Here is a 16,831-nt window from a genome sequence, read left to right on the forward strand (position 1 = left end):
GGCTAAATTCGTCGAATAATTTCAACATGGGCACAATAGCGAGACGGGATTTTCCACGCCCTCTGCCTGCAACGGTGTTGCCACTTTGCACCGGGCAAAAAGGCCGCAGGGCGTAGATATTCAAGCTTTTCGAGCACTTTGTTCGCTCATTGGAAACGTTACAAAAATTTGAACGCAAAAAAGCCAGACCACCTCTTTAAACCGGGAATTATTGACAGGTCGCATGATTCAGGGATTCTCGGTCCCTACCCCTGTTGTGACTGCAGCCCAATTTCAGGTGAGTCGCAATCTGAGAGTCCGCATTCCGGGAATTGCCACGCCCAAGAGCACGCCCAGTCACACAGCATAATGCCCAGCCGCGCTTCGGGTCGGATGCGATCCTGCTACGGCACCATATGCTAGTTGCTGTTATAGAAAAATGACAGGCTGCGGCTGACACCGCCAGGGGGCAACGGGAAAGGTGACGCCGCACGAACCTGCGCCTTGGCAGCGCGGTCGACTTCGGGGGATCCAGAGCTGTCGACCACATCGACAAAGGCCAAGGTGCCATCCGAGTTGATCTGAAAAAAGACTTGAGCGAAACCGCGTGCCGAAACATAGACCAAAGGCGCCCGGTTCAGATGCATGAGCACACGGCCAGCATAGTTGGTTTTGGTGGAATTGCCTGGCCCCCTTCCCCCTGAACCTGCACTGGTGTTGCCGCGTGTGAACGGGTCAATTCCCGCGCGTTTGTACTGCGACAGCGGGGATTCGACTTCTTTCTCTGGGAACCGCAGATCACTGAAATCGTTGGAGCCCGGCAAGACGCCCTGCGGTTTGGAACTAGGTCGTTGATCCGGTAGCTTCGGACGCACCGAAGAGGTTAGTGCCGTCGCTGTCTCTTCTTCCGCCTCAGGTTCGGGTTCGGGCTCGACAAGTGGGATGTCGACGTCGGGTATGTCAGCTATCAGCGGTATGTCGGGAACCGGCGATGGCTCGGGCGTGGGAACTTCGGCCGGGGCCGGGTCAACCGCTGCCTGTTCTTCGGCTTGCACCGGGCTGGCCTCGGGCACTCCTTCGGGTGTTTCGGCCTGCTCATTGGGTTCGGCCTGAGGCGTGGAATCTTCGTCCTGGCTGGCGGCTTCATTTGCGTCCGAAGGTGTCTCAGATGTGGTTTCCGACGGCTCAACCGTTTCCGTCACAACCGGGCGCACGATTTCGGACTTGCCCAGATCGGGTGAAGGGACCTGCTGAGGGTTATCAGAGGCGACCAATGCTTCGCTGACCGGCACTTCTTCGGGTTCGGGTGCCGGTTCGGGCTCCAGCGGCTCTTCCGGTTCCGGTTCGGATTCGGGGGCGGGCTCGGGCTCAACCGGGTCCGCAACGACATCGGCAATCTCTTCGAACTCATTGCCCAGCGCGATGGCATCGGCCGGGCCTGCAGGTTCCGTGGTTTCAGTCAGACGGGGCGCCGTCACGCTCAACCCGACTAAGTGAATTAACAGGGACACCAGGACCGCAATAGCCGCAATGACAACCGAGCGTCTGATCATTCCAGCGCCTTTTCGGTCACTACAAAGACCGACGTCGCCCCCAACCGCCGCAGAGTCCCCGTCACCTCAATCAGGCGGTGGCCCGGTGCTTCACGGTCGGGCACGATGCGCACCGGCGCGGGTTCGCGACCGGCCATATAGGCTTCGGGGGTCATCGGGCGGCCCCGAAAGCTGAGCAATCCGTTCTTGTGCAGAACCAATGCGTCGGGAGGCTCACTGCCATCCAGTTCTGACGTATCCACAAGTTGCAGATCCGGATCCAGCGGCGGCGCTATCGTTCCGGTGATCAAAAAGAAGATCAGCATCAGAAACACGACATTGATCAAAGCAATGGTCGAATCGCGTTTGCGGCGGGGTCGAAGATTGCGGATCATCGCCTCACTCCAACACCAGAACGCTCAACCCGTCGCGCCCACGCAGCCGCACCAGCAGATTGACCAGCCTTTGCGAGGTTGTATCGGGGTCGAGGCTGACCAGGACCTGACCGGTGTTCACCTGTTCGACCACGTCGTCCAATGTGACCGGCACACCGTTCAGGATCAGGCGCTCTGATCCCAGCTGCAGAAACACCCGCTGACCCGTAACTTCGTCGGTCGAGGCGCCGCCGGTCGCACTGCTCAATTCGATCTCGGCATATTTCGAGAAGGTCGAAGTCAGCATGAAGAAAAGCAACAAAAGGAAAATGATGTCGATGAGCGGCGTCATCGACATTGGCCGTCGCACAAATGGTGCCCGATTACGCATGATCTGCTGTCGTTGGGACAGCGGCCATCTGGGCAGGGTCTGACGATCCCCGCCCCGGAACAAGAACGGTCCTCAAGGCCTTGTCGGCGAAAACCCGTTCGCGCGCAGTGCGACTTTCGAACCAGGACAGAACCATCGAGGTCGGCATCGCCACGGCCAGACCAACCGCTGTGGTGACCAGCGCTACCCAGATACCGCCCGCAAGCAGCGAGGGATCAACCGACGATCCGGCAGTCTGAAGGCTCTGGAACGCTTCGATCATGCCAAGGACGGTGCCGAACAGGCCCAGCAGAGGCGCCAGCTGTGCCACGGTGTCCAGCAGGCGAAAGCCGCGTTCAAGGCCCGCCAAGGCCAACCCGGCCTCGGCATCCAGCCTTTGGTCCAGCCCGGGCATGATGGGCGCATCCATGGCAGTTCTGACTAGCGGCGCAAGATAACTGCGGCTTTCCGCCAGCTTGGCCCTTGCGGCCTGCGTGTCACCTGCATCCCAGGCCGCAAGCGCCTGGGACAGGATCTTGTGCCGACCGACACCGGAAACGGTGAACTGCCAAAGCTTGTACAGCGTGACGGCCAGCGTCACGATCGACATGGCGATCAGGACCGCAACCACCGGCCCGCCAAGGGCAACAATTTCACGCAAAGCATCAAGCGGGCTCATCTGAGAAACTCCACATCTGTTCGGTTGTTTAGCGTAAGGGCTTCGTCGCAAAGATCGCTTTCGGCGCCTTCGACCGTACATGTATTGGATCCGTTGATCAGAATCCGGCCAACATCGCCGCAGCTCATGTCCGCGATGCTGAACTGCCGCACCCGCAGACGTCCCGCAGGAATATCGCGGAAATTATACAGCGACAGGCTGACAACATTGCCCTCGGCGTTGAAGATCACGGTTTCATAATTGGCGGCCTCAATCTCGGCACCGGTCTGATTTTGCAACAGAAATGACAGTCGGCAGTTGCCATCGACCTGTTGCAAATTGTTCAGTTCCATCAACAGCCCAGCGCTTGGGTCCTCGGCGGATTGCGCAAGGGACATGGTTGGAATGCCAAGACAAAGGATCGCGAGTTTCGCCAGGCGGAAAGACGTCACAGGTATTCTCCCGGTAATTCAATGAAGACATCGAAGGCCGGCGTTTCGGTGCTGGCGCGTTATTCTTTTATCCAAGAGCTATGGCCCGCGAAAGGGCTCGCGACGCATTTGTGACCAACCGGCATATTTACGGCCATCCGGTCAGACCACTGGTTTCCGGCCGGATTAACCTGAACCCCTGAGGCCTTGTACCTGGTGCCAATTAACCTCGGACCGACCGAAATTGCGTCTGAGTGGTGCGACCACACCGGGCTGGTTCCGATTTGACAACAAAACCATTCATTTGGGAGGCTTGACCGCAATATCATAGCAATTCGGCCTGACATCTGCCACACTTGTTACCAAATTGGTCTGATACCACGTCAATCTTTTGGATTCGGCGCGATATTGACGCGAAAGAGGCATGCAACGATGTGCCGAAGAAGTACCAGGGGGCAAGCGCTGATCAATGACGACTGTCATCGGGAAATCCACACGCCTTTCAACTATTCTGCAAAACGCCGATCTACATGACTTCAGCGCGCGGTTTCTCGAAGAAGGGATAGACGACGTAATATTGGACGAATTGACAGACCCGGAACTTCGAGATCTGGGTTTGACTGTCGGTCAAAGGAAACGTTTTCGGCAAACACAGGCACAACTGAAGCTTCAGGAAGCGTCCGACAGACCCGCAATGTCCCGCGTTGCCGAACGGCGACAGCTGACGCTTGTATTCTGCGATCTGGTCGGGTCCACGCAATTAGCACAGCGGCATGATCCGGAAGAGCTGATGCAGATCATGAATCTGTATCTGGACACCGCCATCGGCACGATGAAACAACACGGATGCCACCTGGCTTATAAGCAGGGCGATGGCATCATGATGTATTTCGGATATCCGAAAGCCACTGAAGATGATACCGAGCGCGCGGTGCGTGCAGTTTTGGAAACCATCGAAGCGGTTCAGAATCTGGAAAACAAGTTCGGTGAAAACCTGGACCTGCGCGCGGGAATCGCAACCGGAGTTGTCGTTGTCGGGGTTGTTTCCTCTGCCAGCCTGGGAACACAGGATTTCATTGTTGGCGAAACGGCCAACCTTGCCTCACGCCTTCAGGGATTGGCCAATCCCGGTGAAGTTGTCGTCTCGTCCGAGACATGGCGCCTGACAAAAGGGGCCTTTAACTTTGAACCGCGCGGCAATCACGAATTGAAGGGATTTGATGGTGAGCGCTCGGTCTTCCGCGTTATTGACGAAAAGATCGCCGCCAGCCGGTTCGACGCACGCACCGGCAAGTCGACGGTCAAATTGGTTGCCCGCGAAGACGACCTGACCGGCCTGACAGGGCTTTGGGATCATGTGCTGCGCGGATCGGGTCAGGTTGCGCTGGTTGGTGGCCCGGCCGGTATCGGGAAATCGCGGCTGATCAATTCCCTCAGCAAAACGCTGGGACAAAGGCCTATGACCCTGCAATGTGTCCCGCATCTTGCCAGTTTGCCCCTGCACCCGCTGCGTGCCGAGCTTCGGCGGTTTGCAGGGGATGAGACTGATACCGACAAGGTAACCGAGTCGATCAGGGAATACGCGAAAAACGCCTCTCGTTTGACCGAAGAAGATGCTGCGCTGCTATTGGATTTGGCCGGGTTTGAAACTGACGCTCCGGTCGAACCCGATCCGATCAAGAAAGCCCGCAAATCTTTGGATTTGCTGATCCGCTGTGCCGGGAGCATCTGCGATGAACGCGGGTCATTGCTGTTGGTATTCGAAGATGTGCACTGGGCGGACGCAACCACGCTGGATGCCTTGGACGCGCTGATCGACGCCTTGGATCAGTTGCCCATCCTTGTGGTTCTGACGCACCGCCCTGAATACGAGCCTCCGGAACATTTTGAAGGCCGCGCGTCAATCGTCGAATTGACACCTCTTTCGGTTCTCGAAGCGTCTGAACTGGTGCGCCGTGTTGCCGTACCGCGCAGCCTGCCGGTCACTTTGGTCAGACAGATTGTCGAAAAAGCCGATGGTGTACCGCTTTATATCGAGGAAATGACCAAGGCGGTTCTGGATCAACTGCCGCAGGACGTGCCCATCGACGCCGGGGTAATGGGAACCCTCAGTATCCCCGCAACTCTTCATGACTCGCTGATGTCGCGGCTGGACCGGATGGAAAATGCGCGACCTGTAGCGCAGTTGGGATCCGTGATTGGCCGCAGCTTCACGTCGGCGATGATCCATGCGGTAGCGCCCAAGGAAACGGATGTGGAATCGGCATTGATCCAACTGATCGGTGCAGGTCTGGTATCCATCACCAGCGAAGCCGGGGCGCCGACTTACACGTTCCACCATGCGCTGGTGCAGGACACAGCGTACCAGTCGCTTTTACTTGAAGACAGGGAACAGATTCACCTGAAAATCGCCAAAGAATTGCTGGCCGGTCACAAGGCTTTTGGTAACCCGACACCGGATACCGTGGCGCATCACTGCGATCTAGGCGGTCTTAAGGGCGAGGCTGTTACCCACTGGGTTCTGGCGGGTGAACAGGCCCTCAGCCGCCTTGCGAACCTACCGGCGATTGCCGCTTTTCAGGCCGCATTGCGCAATATCGAAACGATGCCCGGCGGTCCCGAACGAGATGGAGTAGAGCTTGGCGTCCAGATGAATGTGTTGCCTGCGTTCATGGCGATACACGGTTGGTCATCCACACAGGTTGGGCAGACCGCAGCCCGTGCGATGCATCTTGCACAGGCGCTGGGTGCGGGCGAAACCCTGTTTGCCGCGACCTTCTGCCGATGGACGCATTTCTTTGTGTCGGGCCAGATGAACCGCGCACTTGAGATGGCGCAGGCCCTTGACGGCATGGCCAGCCTTGCACCGGATCCGGTTACAAACGTCCTTGCTGCTCGGGCGCTCAGCTATACTCATTATTTCCGCGGCGAGTTTGCCGATTGCGAAAGACAGCTTGAACGGGGCCTTGCCCTGATCACGCCCGAGCTTGACATGGCCATGATGCCGATGACCCAGTCCTCGACCAGCGCGTCGTTCTTTGCCATTCAGGGCTGTCTTCTGTGGCAGCTTGGCAAATTCGACGAGGCCGAAGAGGCCCGCTTGAAGTCGATCGAAATCAGCAAGCCGTTCGAACACGCCCCCAACCTTGTTTACATTATGGGCGCGTCGTCGATGTTCCTTCCGTATGCGGGCGAATGGGACTTGCTGGACGATACGATGAACGAAGCGCGTCGGATCGCGGACGAAGAAGGGTTCCTGTATCTTCACGCAATGCAGGATATCTATCTGGGTCTGGCTCAGGCGGGCAAAGGTGACGTGATCGGGGGGGCTGCTCGTGTCGGGACCTATATGGACCTTGTGTCCCAGGCTGGCGGCAACTTTACCTTCCCGCAAAACCAGATTGTCCTGTCGGAGCTGTTGATCGATCAGGGTCATATCGAGGTTGCCCTGAACCGGCTTGAACATGTTTGCACGCCCGGGTGGGAGCGTGGAGAGATGCTGAACAAGCCGGAATATCACCGTGTGCGCGCCAAAGCATTGGCCGCCCGTGGCGACCTTGACCAAGCTGTCACTGAGGCAAATCAAGCCCTGCAGCTTGCACATGACATCGGGGCAGTTGTTCAAGAGAAACGCGCTCTGGATTGCCTGAACAAACTTGCTAAAACGTTATGAAATTAGATAGCTGCCAGATTTAACCGCGCAGTGCCATCCAGAAGGGGGAGACGATGACCGAAGCACTTGAATTGGACCAGCAGCAGTGGGACGCTGTGAACAAGGCCGTCCACGATGAAGCGTTGCGCGCGCGTATTGCTGCCAGTTTTCTGCCGCTCTACGGCCCGCTACCGGCTGATACCCAATCGGTTCCTCTGAACAAGCTTGAACTGGTTCCCGAAGCGACCGGTCCAAAGATGCGCTTTGGCGTGAATGATTTTGATACGACGCGGCTGTCGACAGTGTCCGTGAACGTCCATGTCAAAGGCGCACAGCTTGCAGATCCCGAACTGGCCGCCGCGCTGATTATGTTCCGCCGGGCGGCTGCCATTGTCGCACGGGTTGAGGATGAGATCATTTTTAACGGTCAGGCCGGCACCGGTGAAGGCCCCCAACCCGCGCCCGGCACACCCGTCACGCTGCCCCCGGTTTATACCGTAAGCGGTGGTGGAAAATACGAAGGCCTGCTGGAAGCGGGGGAGGCACAACCCATTTCCAGCGGTTCCAAGAAAAAGCCTACCGGCCCCGAGGTTTTCGAGGCCGTGGTTGCGGGGATCAGTCAACTGGAATCCCTGGGTCATCTTGGACCCTATGCTTGTGTGATGGGTAACGGCCTGTTCCAGGCGGTCACGACACCGATGGAAAACTCGATGGTCCTGCCCCGCGACAGCATTTTGCCATTTCTGGACGGGCCGCTGCTGCGGTCTGGCGCATTTCCGGTGAACAAGGCCGTGCTGGTGTCTTTGCAGGGCGCACCGGTTGAGATTGTTGTACCTTCTGACATTGCGGTCAAATATCTGCAGACCTCGGCAGATGGCGATCATATCTTCCGCGTTCAGCAGAAATTCCGCCTCAGGATCAAAGAAGCTCAGGCTATCTCGACCATCACGTGCTGACCGGCGCGATGGGTATGCGGGAATTCAGCGACGGCGGGGTCACCCTGCGCTGGTCCGAGGCCGCCTTTCAGGCAGCCACCGGGGTACAGCGGGTTCTGGTTGAGGCCGGGCCTGCGATATCTCCGCATGACACGCTGCGCCTGTTCTATCGCGAAGGCGGCGGACCTGAGCGGGCTGTCCGTGGGTGGCCACTGGGTCAGGATCAACAAACGGGGTTGCAACAATTTGCAGCGGCCCTGCCCGTTCCCGCTGTGGGAAAACAGATGACCTGGCGGCCGGTTCTGACCTCGGGCGGGCGCGATTATGACCCCGGAAACGCGGTCGCACCGAAACCAGAAGATCGCGCGCCAAAACACGAGACATCCAGTCCGGTGCTGGATCATATCGCCCATTTTGAGGTGCCGTTTTCGGGCAACTTCAACCCATCGGGTGAAACTCCCGATGGCATATGGCTGCATTTTGCGATCAAAGAAGGCGGTACCGTGACCGGCCCGAAACTGAACGGAACGATCGAGCCCGTGGGCGGAGACTGGATGCGCGTGCGCCCTGATGGCGTGGGTATTCTGCATGCCAAGGCGCTTATCAATCCGACAACCGGCGGTGCCCCGGTCATGTTCGACGATACCGGGATCTGCGATTTCGGTACGGATGGCTATGCCGCCCTTGCCAAGGGCAAGCTGCCACCCAGTGCCCCGGTTCGGCTGGCACCCCGGTATCTGACCTCGAATCCGCGTTATATGTGGATCAACCGTTTGCAGGGTTTCGGGATCGGAGAGGCCAGCCTGTCCGACATCACCCTGCGATTTGACGTCTATTCCGCGAAAGGAACATCCGATGGCTGAAAAGGTGGTCATATTAGGCGGAGGCGTCGGCGGGATGAGCGCCGCGCATGAGCTGATCGAACGGGGTTTCGAAGTCGAAGTCTACGAGCGCCAGCTTATCGCTGGCGGCAAGGCCCGCAGCATTCCGGTGCTTGAAGGCGAAGACGATCACGGTTCGAAAGAGGAACATATCAGAGCGCTGAAAGACTGGATCGGGATGCACGGCTATGACCTGCCACCCGGTGTCAAACGCCCCTGGTTGCCCGGTGAACATGGGTTCCGGTTCTTCCCTAACTTCTACCGGCACATCACCAATACGATGTCGCGCACGCCCTATTATGACAAGGGCACCTGCTACGACAATCTGGTTCCGACAACCCAGGTATTGGTCAGCCAGTTCGACCACCCCGGTATCATCGTACCCGAGCGGTTTCCACAATCGCTAAAAGAGGTCGCCAATGCGCTCAAGACCTTTGCCTATACAATCTCGCCGCGCAACGAAATCGACTTTGAGGATATCGAACATTTCATTGGTTGCATGTGGCGCATTGCGACCTCGTGCAAAGAGCGCCGGTTCGATGAGTATGAACGTATCGGCTGGTGGGAATTCATCGGCGCCGCGGAGCGGTCCGAAGCCTATCAGAAGTTTCTGGCAATCGGCCTGACCCGGTCACTGGTGGCGGCCAAAGCGACAACCGCAAGCACCAAGACCGTCGGCGATGTCGCCATTCAACTGCAGCTTGGGATCGCAACACCCGAGGCGACCAGCAACAGGCTGCTGAACGGGCCGACCAACTTGGTCTGGATTCAGCCTTGGTTGGAATATCTGAAAAGCCGGGGTGTGGTGTACCATTTCGATTCCAAGGTCACCGGGATTGAATGCCGAAACGGCCGAATTGCCAGCGCCACCGTTGAACAGGACGGCACGCAAAAGCAGGTCACCGGTGATTGGTTCATCAGCGCCTTGCCCATTGAACGCATTGCACCTTTGGTGACGCCGGCCATGACAAAGGTAGATCCGGGTCTGGCCAAGCTGCCATTGCTTGCCGAAGACGTGCAATGGATGAATGGCATACAGTTTTACCTGACCAAGGATGTTGAACTAGCCCATGGCCATGTGATCTTTATCGACAGCCCTTGGGCGCTGACGGCTGTTTCGCAAAAACAATTCTGGTCCCAGATAGATTTTGAAAACTGGGCCGATGGTAAGACCAAGGGATTGCTCTCGGTCGATATTTCCGAATGGGACAAGCCGGGCACGAACGGAAAAACCGCGCGCGACAGCTCTCGTGAAGAAATCGCCAAAGAGGTCTGGGAACAGCTCAAACGCAGCCTGAACGTTGATGGCAACATCGTCCTCAGGGATGAAGAACTGCATTATTGGTTCCTGGATCCCGACATCGTTGAGGACCCCGATCATCCTGCCCGAGAAAGCAATGTCGAACCGCTGTTGGTAAACCGCATTAACAGCTGGCGGCTGCGGCCCGAAGCGGCGACGCTGATTCCGAACTTTATGCTTGCGTCCGACTACGTCCGGACCAACACCGACCTGGCCACCATGGAAGGCGCAAATGAGGCTGCCCGAAGAGCCGTCAATGCCATCCTACGGCGCAGTGGTTCTGAGGCGCAGCCCTGTGAAATCTGGGATCTGCATGAGCCCGACATCCTGCAACCCCTGCGGGCCTATGACTATGCCCGATATCAGGCGGGTGAGCCCTGGGATGAACGCTTTGCCATCGCTGTCGAGGCCGCTTTGCGCATGGGACAAGACGCCACCGGCACCAAACGTGGTGGGCAAGGACCGCTGGCCGCGATTGGTCCGCTAACGGCCGAATACTCCAAGCCCGGCGGAATTGTCGAAGACCCTGCGATCTCGGACGCGTTGCGCATGGTCGCGGCACCTCCTGAGCTCTATAATCTGATGGCCGCGCATCTGCCGGGCCGGGACACACCGATCCCCGGCGCGGACTTTGCCGAAGATCTGGCGATCGGCATTGTTGAGGCGACCTCACCGCCAACCGACACGTCCGGTCGCAAAGTCATCATCACACAGAAGGGCTGACAGGTGACTGTTCCCAAGGCGCAGCCGGCATCCGCGGCCACGCAAGGCTTCCTTGACCAACTGACGCGTTATGGCGATCAGGCGCGCAAGGTACTGTTGGACAAAATGCCAACGGGTGAGCCGCAAGCCTATCTCTATGGGCCTATGCGGGACTATATCGAAACCTCGGGCAAAGGGCTTAGACCTGCCCTTCTTTTGGCCACGTGTGAAGCATTCGGCGGAAAAGCCGAGGATGCCGAAATTGCTGCTGCGGTCATCGAATTGCTGCACAATGCATTTCTGGTTCATGACGATATCGAAGACCTCAGCGATTTCCGACGGGGTCGGGAATGTATGCACAAACGTCTTGGTGTGCCCTTGGCGATCAATATCGGCGACGGCATGCAATCTCTGGCGCTAAGCCTGCTGCGCCAGAACCTCGGCCCTCTGGGCCCGATTACCGGCGCGCGTGTGGTGGACGAATTTGATCACCTGCTGAAAGAGTCGATCGAGGGCCAAGCCCTTGAATTGGGATGGATAAAAGACAATCGCCTTGACCTCAGCCCGTCCGACTATCTGACCATGTGTCTGAAGAAAACCTGCTGGTACAGCTTCATTCACCCGATGCGTATAGGTGCCCTGATCGCGCGCCCGGACGATGTCGCCTCCGGGGCGCTGAATCTGGATGACTTCAACGCGTTCGGCTTTTTTCTGGGGGCCGCCTTTCAGATCCAGGATGACGTTCTGAATCTTGTGGGAAGCCAGGGTAAATACGGCAAAGAGATCGGTGGGGATATCTACGAAGGCAAACGCACGCTGATGCTGGGACGTCTTGGGGCGCAGGCGGATCGGCAGGAACAGTCCCGACTGTCAGAGTTTCTAGAAAAGCCAAGAACGGCCCGTTCGGAGCAAGAGGTCGAATGGGTATTGGCGCGGATGAACCACTATTCTTGCATTGAATATGCTCAGGCCGCAGCAAATGACCTGCTTGCGGCGGCCCGTCGGGAATTCGATGTTGTATTTGCAAATACCAACGCGGCGCCGCGCGCGTTTCTTGGTCAGTTCATGGATTATCTGGTGGCGCGTCAGGTCTAACACTCGCCCTATTTTTTTGTAGATATTCAATATCTTAAATTTCGAAATCCCGTGAATCCACCGCCGAATCCAATACGCATTCCTTTCAAGTTTGTCATTTACTAAACGCTGTAGGCTGTGCACATTGAGCTATGCCTTATTTCGAGCGAAAACCATTTGTCAGCGCTCTCCGCACGGCCACCAAGGCCGTTCCGGAGCAGGATACACTTCCGATATCTCAGATCGCACGGGGCATTCTGAATGCGGAAAACAGCACCACACAACAGCTGGACGGACCCTTTCACTGCCGCAAGCCCTGCAGGCCCGGTGAGACAGGAACCATTCTCTTGTCCTTTGCTGCACCTGCCGGAGCAGACGTTGTCGACTTGCAGTTCGAACCGGGCGACATGATCAGCCGCGACGGCAACGTGTTGCCAACCGACAAGATGAGCATCCAACCTTCCGCAGTCCGTATTCCCCCGGGACAGGCCGTCGACGTTGCCGTAAGCCTCACCATTCATGATCTGGCAGAACCCGGCCAGTATCAGGGGCGCGTATACACCAAAGGCAGCGAAAACACCGCCATCGTTGTCACCTTTGAGGTTGTGGCTGACTAAAGTGATCCTGCCCCGAAGGTAGGGTGCAGTATTGCCCGTGGTCGGAGTTTTCTATTTCGATTTGTAATCATCTGCCTCATACGAAGCTGGCACCGGGCGAGGCTAAACATGCGCCTCATAGATAGCTTAACTATTCCTGCCATTGGGCTTTTAGGTGCCACAGCCAACGTGAATGCCGAGCAAGAACAAACAGCTTTTTAAATCGGGTGAGATGGGTCGCCTTGGCACAAAATTCGACCAAAAGATTACCGGCAAAACGATATAAACTGCTGAGCAACATCGACGCGCGAAGCGAAATGACCAGCCAGAATTGTCCCCTGTCTCTCGCATACGGAATCGAAGGCGGTCAGGCATCGCGCTTTGCTTCAGCCACCTCACGCAACCAAAAAAATGACGATGCCCTGAACCCAAATTGCGCGCACTCGGTATTGCCGCGATTGTCCTGTTAGAGAACGCGCTTTGCTCGATTCTCAACCGCTCAAGTCTTCGACGGCTTGGCGCACAGCAGCGATCATCTGCGGCGCCAAACCGTTGTGACCCAGTCTCTCAATCTCCTCAAATTGAAGCTTTCCAGCTTGGGCAAAGGCACGGGCAGGTTCAATCGGGCATATTAGGTCATCCGCCCCATGGATCAAACGATGTGGAAGTACGGCGATTGTATTTGGATCTCCGGGGCCGGTAGCAGGTAGGAAGAAATTATTAAGCCAGTACCAAAGGTACACGCGGGTGCGATTTATGTCGCTTTGGGTGACGGCTGCCGGAAGCCGCACAGTGCCGGGTTGCGGTCCATGAAACGCATCTTCAAGGGCCATCACACGGCGGGCTGCCTCACGTGCTTGCGCGTCATTATCTTCCATACGGGCAAACCATGCTATGGCAGGATGGAGCTGTTCTGTCTCATCGAGAGGATCGAGAAACAGGCCGCGCGCACGCTGCCCGGCTTCGAAACGCTTTGCCCTATCGCGCAACATCCACTGGTCCATTGAAGGGCGGCAGATATGCGTGCTGCGCACGATCAATGCGCGTACCCGATCAGGATGAGCGGATGCGTAGGCCAATGCCAGTGCGCCACCCCATGAACCACCCAGCACTATCCAATCTTCATATCCCAGGGCCATCCGGATAGCCTCGGCATCGCGTAGGGTGTGCTGGGTCGTGTTTGCAGTGACCCGACCAGCTCTGCCCGACAACCCTGTTCCGCGTTGGTCAAGAAGAACCACCCGATGGCGGTCGGCGTCGAAATAGGCTGTGTGCTGCGGGTTGAGACCCGACCCTGGCCCCCCATGGAAAAGGAGCGCGGGCGTATCGCCATGCCCCCAAATCTGTACGTTCAAGCCGTCTATTGGGACAGGTTTAAAAGTGTTCATCGGTAGGACTGCGACCTCCTTTATCATAATCTCGCGACTGTCTTACTGGTGATGCTCTTCAACGAAGTTCGACGCGAAAGCCAATACGCCACGATGGCCAATACCCCGCAGATTACAAAGGTGAGCTGCATCCCGTTGGCAATCGCTTCAGCAGATGCTGCCTCGACGGTGCGGGCCCCGATCCCAAAGGAAAAGACCGTCCCCATGACAGAGGCGCCGAAAATAAGGCCCAGATTGCGCGACAAGCCAAGCAGCCCTGAAACTGTCCCCCGCTGATCTGCCCGAACCCCCACCATGATCATGGTGTTGTTGGCGGCCTGAAACAACTGGTATCCCGGTGTCAGGATGCTGATAGCGCCAATGTAACCAATGACACCGAATGCGACTGGCAGGACCGCAAGCGCAAAGGTCCCGGTGGTCAGAGCAATGAGCCCAAGCGACAGAACACGCGCCGCCCCCCATGCATCCACAAGGCGACCCGATGGGACGCCGAGGAAGATCGATATGATTGGTCCGACCGACATGACAAGCCCCACTTTCGCCGCGCTCAGCCCAAGAGACTGCCCCAGAAAGAAGGGGCCTATCAGCAAAGTGGTCAACATCACATTTGCCACCAGAAAATTTGCCGCAAGGCCGGGGATTGCGCCGCTCTTTCGCAGTGCAGTTAGTCCGACCAGAGGTGTTATCCCAGAGGCAACACTTGCGGGCAAAAGCCGAACGGCCAAAACGGCCGTAGTCAGGCTCATCGGCACCAGGACAAAGAACACTCCTTGCCACCCGAGTTTTCCAATCAGCACCCCACCCAACGAAGGTCCCAGTGCGGTTCCGACCGCCGACATCGTGCCCAACAGGCCCATGGCTTGCCCGACACGCTCTGTTTCAAAAATATCGCGAACGAGTGCGACGGTCAGCACCATGAGGAATGCAGCACCAATTCCCTGAAGAGACCGCGCGGCACTCAACACCTTAAGGTTGGGCGCCAAGCCGCAAAACGCAGAGGCCAGCGCGAAAAGTATAAGCCCGAAGATCAGCATCTGCTGTCGTCCAAAGCGGTCCCCAAGTCGTCCAGCCAGCACAGAGAACAGCGTCAGTGTCGCGAGATATGCGATCACCACCCATTGCACTTGATGTACCGGCGCCTTCAGGTCCTGGGCGATTGCAGGCAAGGCAATATTGGCAATGCTGGTGCCCAATGAGGCCAGCAGCATGGACAGGGAGAAACACAACAAAGCGCCGGGTCTCGTTGTCTTCAATGCATTTGATTTGATGTGCACCACTATTTTCCTCTTGTCGGAATCGCTACAGAAGGTGACGTTACGAATTCAAGTCGACTTGAGGTCAAGCATGAAACTTTTGGATATAGGCGAGGTGTCGAAAAAGACCGGCACCCCAACTTCAACGCTGCGTTACTATGATGAGCTTGGCCTGATCTCGTCTGTTGCGCGGCACGGGCTTCGTCGGCAGTTCACGCCGGATGTCTTATTGCAACTAGCCCTGATCACGATGGGCAAATCTGCGGGGTTTTCACTTGAGGAAATCTCGGGGATGTTCGGCCTTGATGGAACTCCGAATATCCCCCGGCAAGAGTTTCACATTCGTGCGGATGCGCTGGATCGGCAAATCCGCGAGCTGACGGCGCTGCGCGATACCCTGCGACATGTGGCGGATTGCCCGGCGCCATCGCATTTGGAATGCCCAACATTCAGACGGCTCATCGACCTCGCCCATCACCGGGGCACGAAGAAAGCCAGTGGCAGGTAGCGGCAAGCCAACTACGAATTTTTGGTATACCGCTGAGGGGTATGGTCGGCCCGCACGATTGGATGCAATGCCGATATGTAAGTGTCCGAAATACACTAATTCAGATCGAAGTGAGCGGCCAAACTGTCAATTATCATGTCAAGAACTTGGGCGCGGTCCGTTCCCCCAGGATCAGTGCAAACAGGATCGTCCTGCTCTTCGATCAAAATCGCTTCACCGGCGGGCTTACATAATCCAAGCGCGGTGAAATGCGTTGCGGGCGCGATCGTCATCACCGCGGCCTGAGGAACCAGCGCCTCAAAATTGCTTCCCAGGGCGCTCGTGTCTGTTGCATTCAGCCTGTCGGCCCCGTCACCCAATCCAATCAGAAAAAGCGAGGCTGTCACGTCCCGCACATCCTTATGCGCAAGATCCCAAGTTAGTCCCGGATCAATGGCTGCGACGGCACTGACCCGTGGATCCTTGTAAGATGCCTCATATTTTTCCTGATCGATTGCGGTTACATCGACGCCCTCTGCCGTCAGCTTTGCGCAAAATTGTGACCCTGCCCCTGCGGCCTCGCAATAATCGAAAAATCCGTCACGATTGCCCTGGACGCCCGCAAGCGAAAGGGCTGTCCAGCCACCATAAGAGAAACCCGTTGCGTAGATCCGTGAAGTGTCGATGAGGGGGGCGAAAACCGGGTCTTGCAGCGCGTGATCCAACGCGGTGGACATGTCCTGGGCGCGGGTCCAATGATTAAATGCGGTATCGAAATCCAAATCTAAGGTCGTGCTGCCTGGATGGTTTACTGCCACTACGATTGCACCTTGCGAGACCAACCCCGCACTAAGCCACGCCATTCGTGCATAATTGCCGCCCCATCCGTGTGAGAGAAGAACAACCGGATGTTGCCCTGGCACCGGCCTGGCGTTTTCGACTACTGCTGTTCCATAGAACACTGCATTTTCTGCAAACATAGTCTGGCGCTGACCTGCCGCAGGGAACATGACAGCCATTTGCATGTCCTGATCATGATGAGGTGCGGCAATCGTCAATTCGACGAGGCCGACATCTTGTGCAGCAATTTCCGTGCCCGCCGAAAGGGTCATGACGAGGGTAAGAAGAGGAAGTTTCATGGCGCGCCTTTTTTGTAGGGTGGCATTAGTGTCGGCCTACATTCAGACGCTGTCGGGATTTCATACGACCTGAATCCGGT

General features: G+C 57.1%; 15 protein-coding genes. 7 read left to right on the forward strand and 8 right to left on the reverse strand.

The annotated features are described in order from the left end of the window. Positions 1–398: 398 nt before the first annotated feature. From AC2FFB_RS15800 to AC2FFB_RS15820, 5 genes are read right to left on the reverse strand one after another with little or no spacing between them, the layout of a single operon-like run. Positions 399–1,532, reverse strand: a complete 1,134-nt coding sequence (locus AC2FFB_RS15800) for an energy transducer TonB family protein (protein WP_496875160.1) — start codon at positions 1,530–1,532, stop codon at positions 399–401. Next, positions 1,529–1,906: an ExbD/TolR family protein gene (locus AC2FFB_RS15805; RefSeq protein WP_496875161.1), complete on the reverse strand. Its 378-nt coding sequence runs from the start codon at positions 1,904–1,906 to the stop codon at positions 1,529–1,531. The genes AC2FFB_RS15800 and AC2FFB_RS15805 overlap by 4 nt, the downstream gene beginning before the upstream one ends. 4 nt (positions 1,907–1,910) lie before the next feature. Further along, a complete protein-coding gene (locus tag AC2FFB_RS15810; RefSeq protein ID WP_271951790.1) occupies positions 1,911–2,276 on the reverse strand; it encodes a biopolymer transporter ExbD in 366 nt (121 codons plus the stop codon). Beyond that, positions 2,269–2,934, reverse strand: coding sequence for a MotA/TolQ/ExbB proton channel family protein (locus AC2FFB_RS15815; RefSeq protein ID WP_142638516.1), 666 nt, complete (start codon positions 2,932–2,934; stop codon positions 2,269–2,271). The genes AC2FFB_RS15810 and AC2FFB_RS15815 overlap by 8 nt, the downstream gene beginning before the upstream one ends. Next, positions 2,931–3,365 carry a hypothetical protein gene (locus AC2FFB_RS15820; RefSeq protein WP_496694292.1) on the reverse strand — a complete coding sequence of 145 codons (435 nt, stop codon included), beginning with the start codon at positions 3,363–3,365 and terminating at the stop codon, positions 2,931–2,933. Before AC2FFB_RS15820 ends, AC2FFB_RS15815 begins: the two co-directional genes overlap by 4 nt. A gap of 448 nt (positions 3,366–3,813) precedes the next feature. On the opposite strand from AC2FFB_RS15820, the gene AC2FFB_RS15825 reads away from it, so the two are divergent. From AC2FFB_RS15825 to AC2FFB_RS15850, 6 genes are all read left to right on the forward strand, one after another. After that, entirely contained in the window at positions 3,814–7,017 is a 3,204-nt protein-coding gene (locus tag AC2FFB_RS15825; RefSeq protein WP_496875162.1) for an adenylate/guanylate cyclase domain-containing protein, read from the forward strand. 53 nt (positions 7,018–7,070) lie between these two features. Further along, entirely contained in the window at positions 7,071–7,952 is an 882-nt protein-coding gene (locus AC2FFB_RS15830; RefSeq protein ID WP_496824029.1) for an encapsulin, read from the forward strand. A 14-nt stretch (positions 7,953–7,966) separates the two neighbouring features. Further along, positions 7,967–8,794, forward strand: coding sequence for a DUF3237 domain-containing protein (locus tag AC2FFB_RS15835; protein ID WP_496824028.1), 828 nt, complete (start codon positions 7,967–7,969; stop codon positions 8,792–8,794). After that, a complete protein-coding gene (locus AC2FFB_RS15840) occupies positions 8,787–10,835 on the forward strand; it encodes a hydroxysqualene dehydroxylase (protein WP_496678489.1) in 2,049 nt (682 codons plus the stop codon). The genes AC2FFB_RS15835 and AC2FFB_RS15840 overlap by 8 nt, the downstream gene beginning before the upstream one ends. Positions 10,836–10,838: 3 nt before the next feature. Beyond that, positions 10,839–11,909 carry a polyprenyl synthetase family protein gene (locus AC2FFB_RS15845; protein ID WP_496875163.1) on the forward strand — a complete coding sequence of 357 codons (1,071 nt, stop codon included), beginning with the start codon at positions 10,839–10,841 and terminating at the stop codon, positions 11,907–11,909. Positions 11,910–12,040: 131 nt separating this feature from the next. Next, positions 12,041–12,505 (forward strand): hypothetical protein, encoded by a 465-nt coding sequence (locus AC2FFB_RS15850; RefSeq protein ID WP_142638504.1) that lies wholly within the window; start codon positions 12,041–12,043, stop codon positions 12,503–12,505. 470 nt (positions 12,506–12,975) lie between these two features. Here the strand turns inward: AC2FFB_RS15850 and AC2FFB_RS15855 are convergent, their stop codons facing one another. After that, positions 12,976–13,872, reverse strand: a complete 897-nt coding sequence (locus AC2FFB_RS15855) for an alpha/beta fold hydrolase (RefSeq protein ID WP_496875164.1) — start codon at positions 13,870–13,872, stop codon at positions 12,976–12,978. Between the two features lie 23 nt (positions 13,873–13,895). Continuing rightward, on the reverse strand, positions 13,896–15,146 hold the full coding sequence (locus tag AC2FFB_RS15860) for an MFS transporter (RefSeq protein WP_496714020.1): 1,251 nt from the start codon (positions 15,144–15,146) through the stop codon (positions 13,896–13,898). Positions 15,147–15,216: 70 nt separating this feature from the next. Here AC2FFB_RS15860 and AC2FFB_RS15865 point away from each other — a divergent pair, with 70 nt between their 5' ends. Then, on the forward strand, positions 15,217–15,633 hold the full coding sequence (locus tag AC2FFB_RS15865; protein WP_142638500.1) for a helix-turn-helix domain-containing protein: 417 nt from the start codon (positions 15,217–15,219) through the stop codon (positions 15,631–15,633). A 95-nt stretch (positions 15,634–15,728) separates the two neighbouring features. Here AC2FFB_RS15865 and AC2FFB_RS15870 read toward each other — a convergent pair whose 3' ends face one another. Then, the gene (locus tag AC2FFB_RS15870) at positions 15,729–16,751 is read right to left on the reverse strand and encodes an alpha/beta hydrolase family protein (protein WP_496694285.1); all 1,023 of its coding nucleotides are present in this window, start codon (positions 16,749–16,751) and stop codon (positions 15,729–15,731) included. Positions 16,752–16,831: the final 80 nt, after the last annotated feature.

This window comes from Ruegeria sp. YTSA219 (assembly GCF_059609985.1).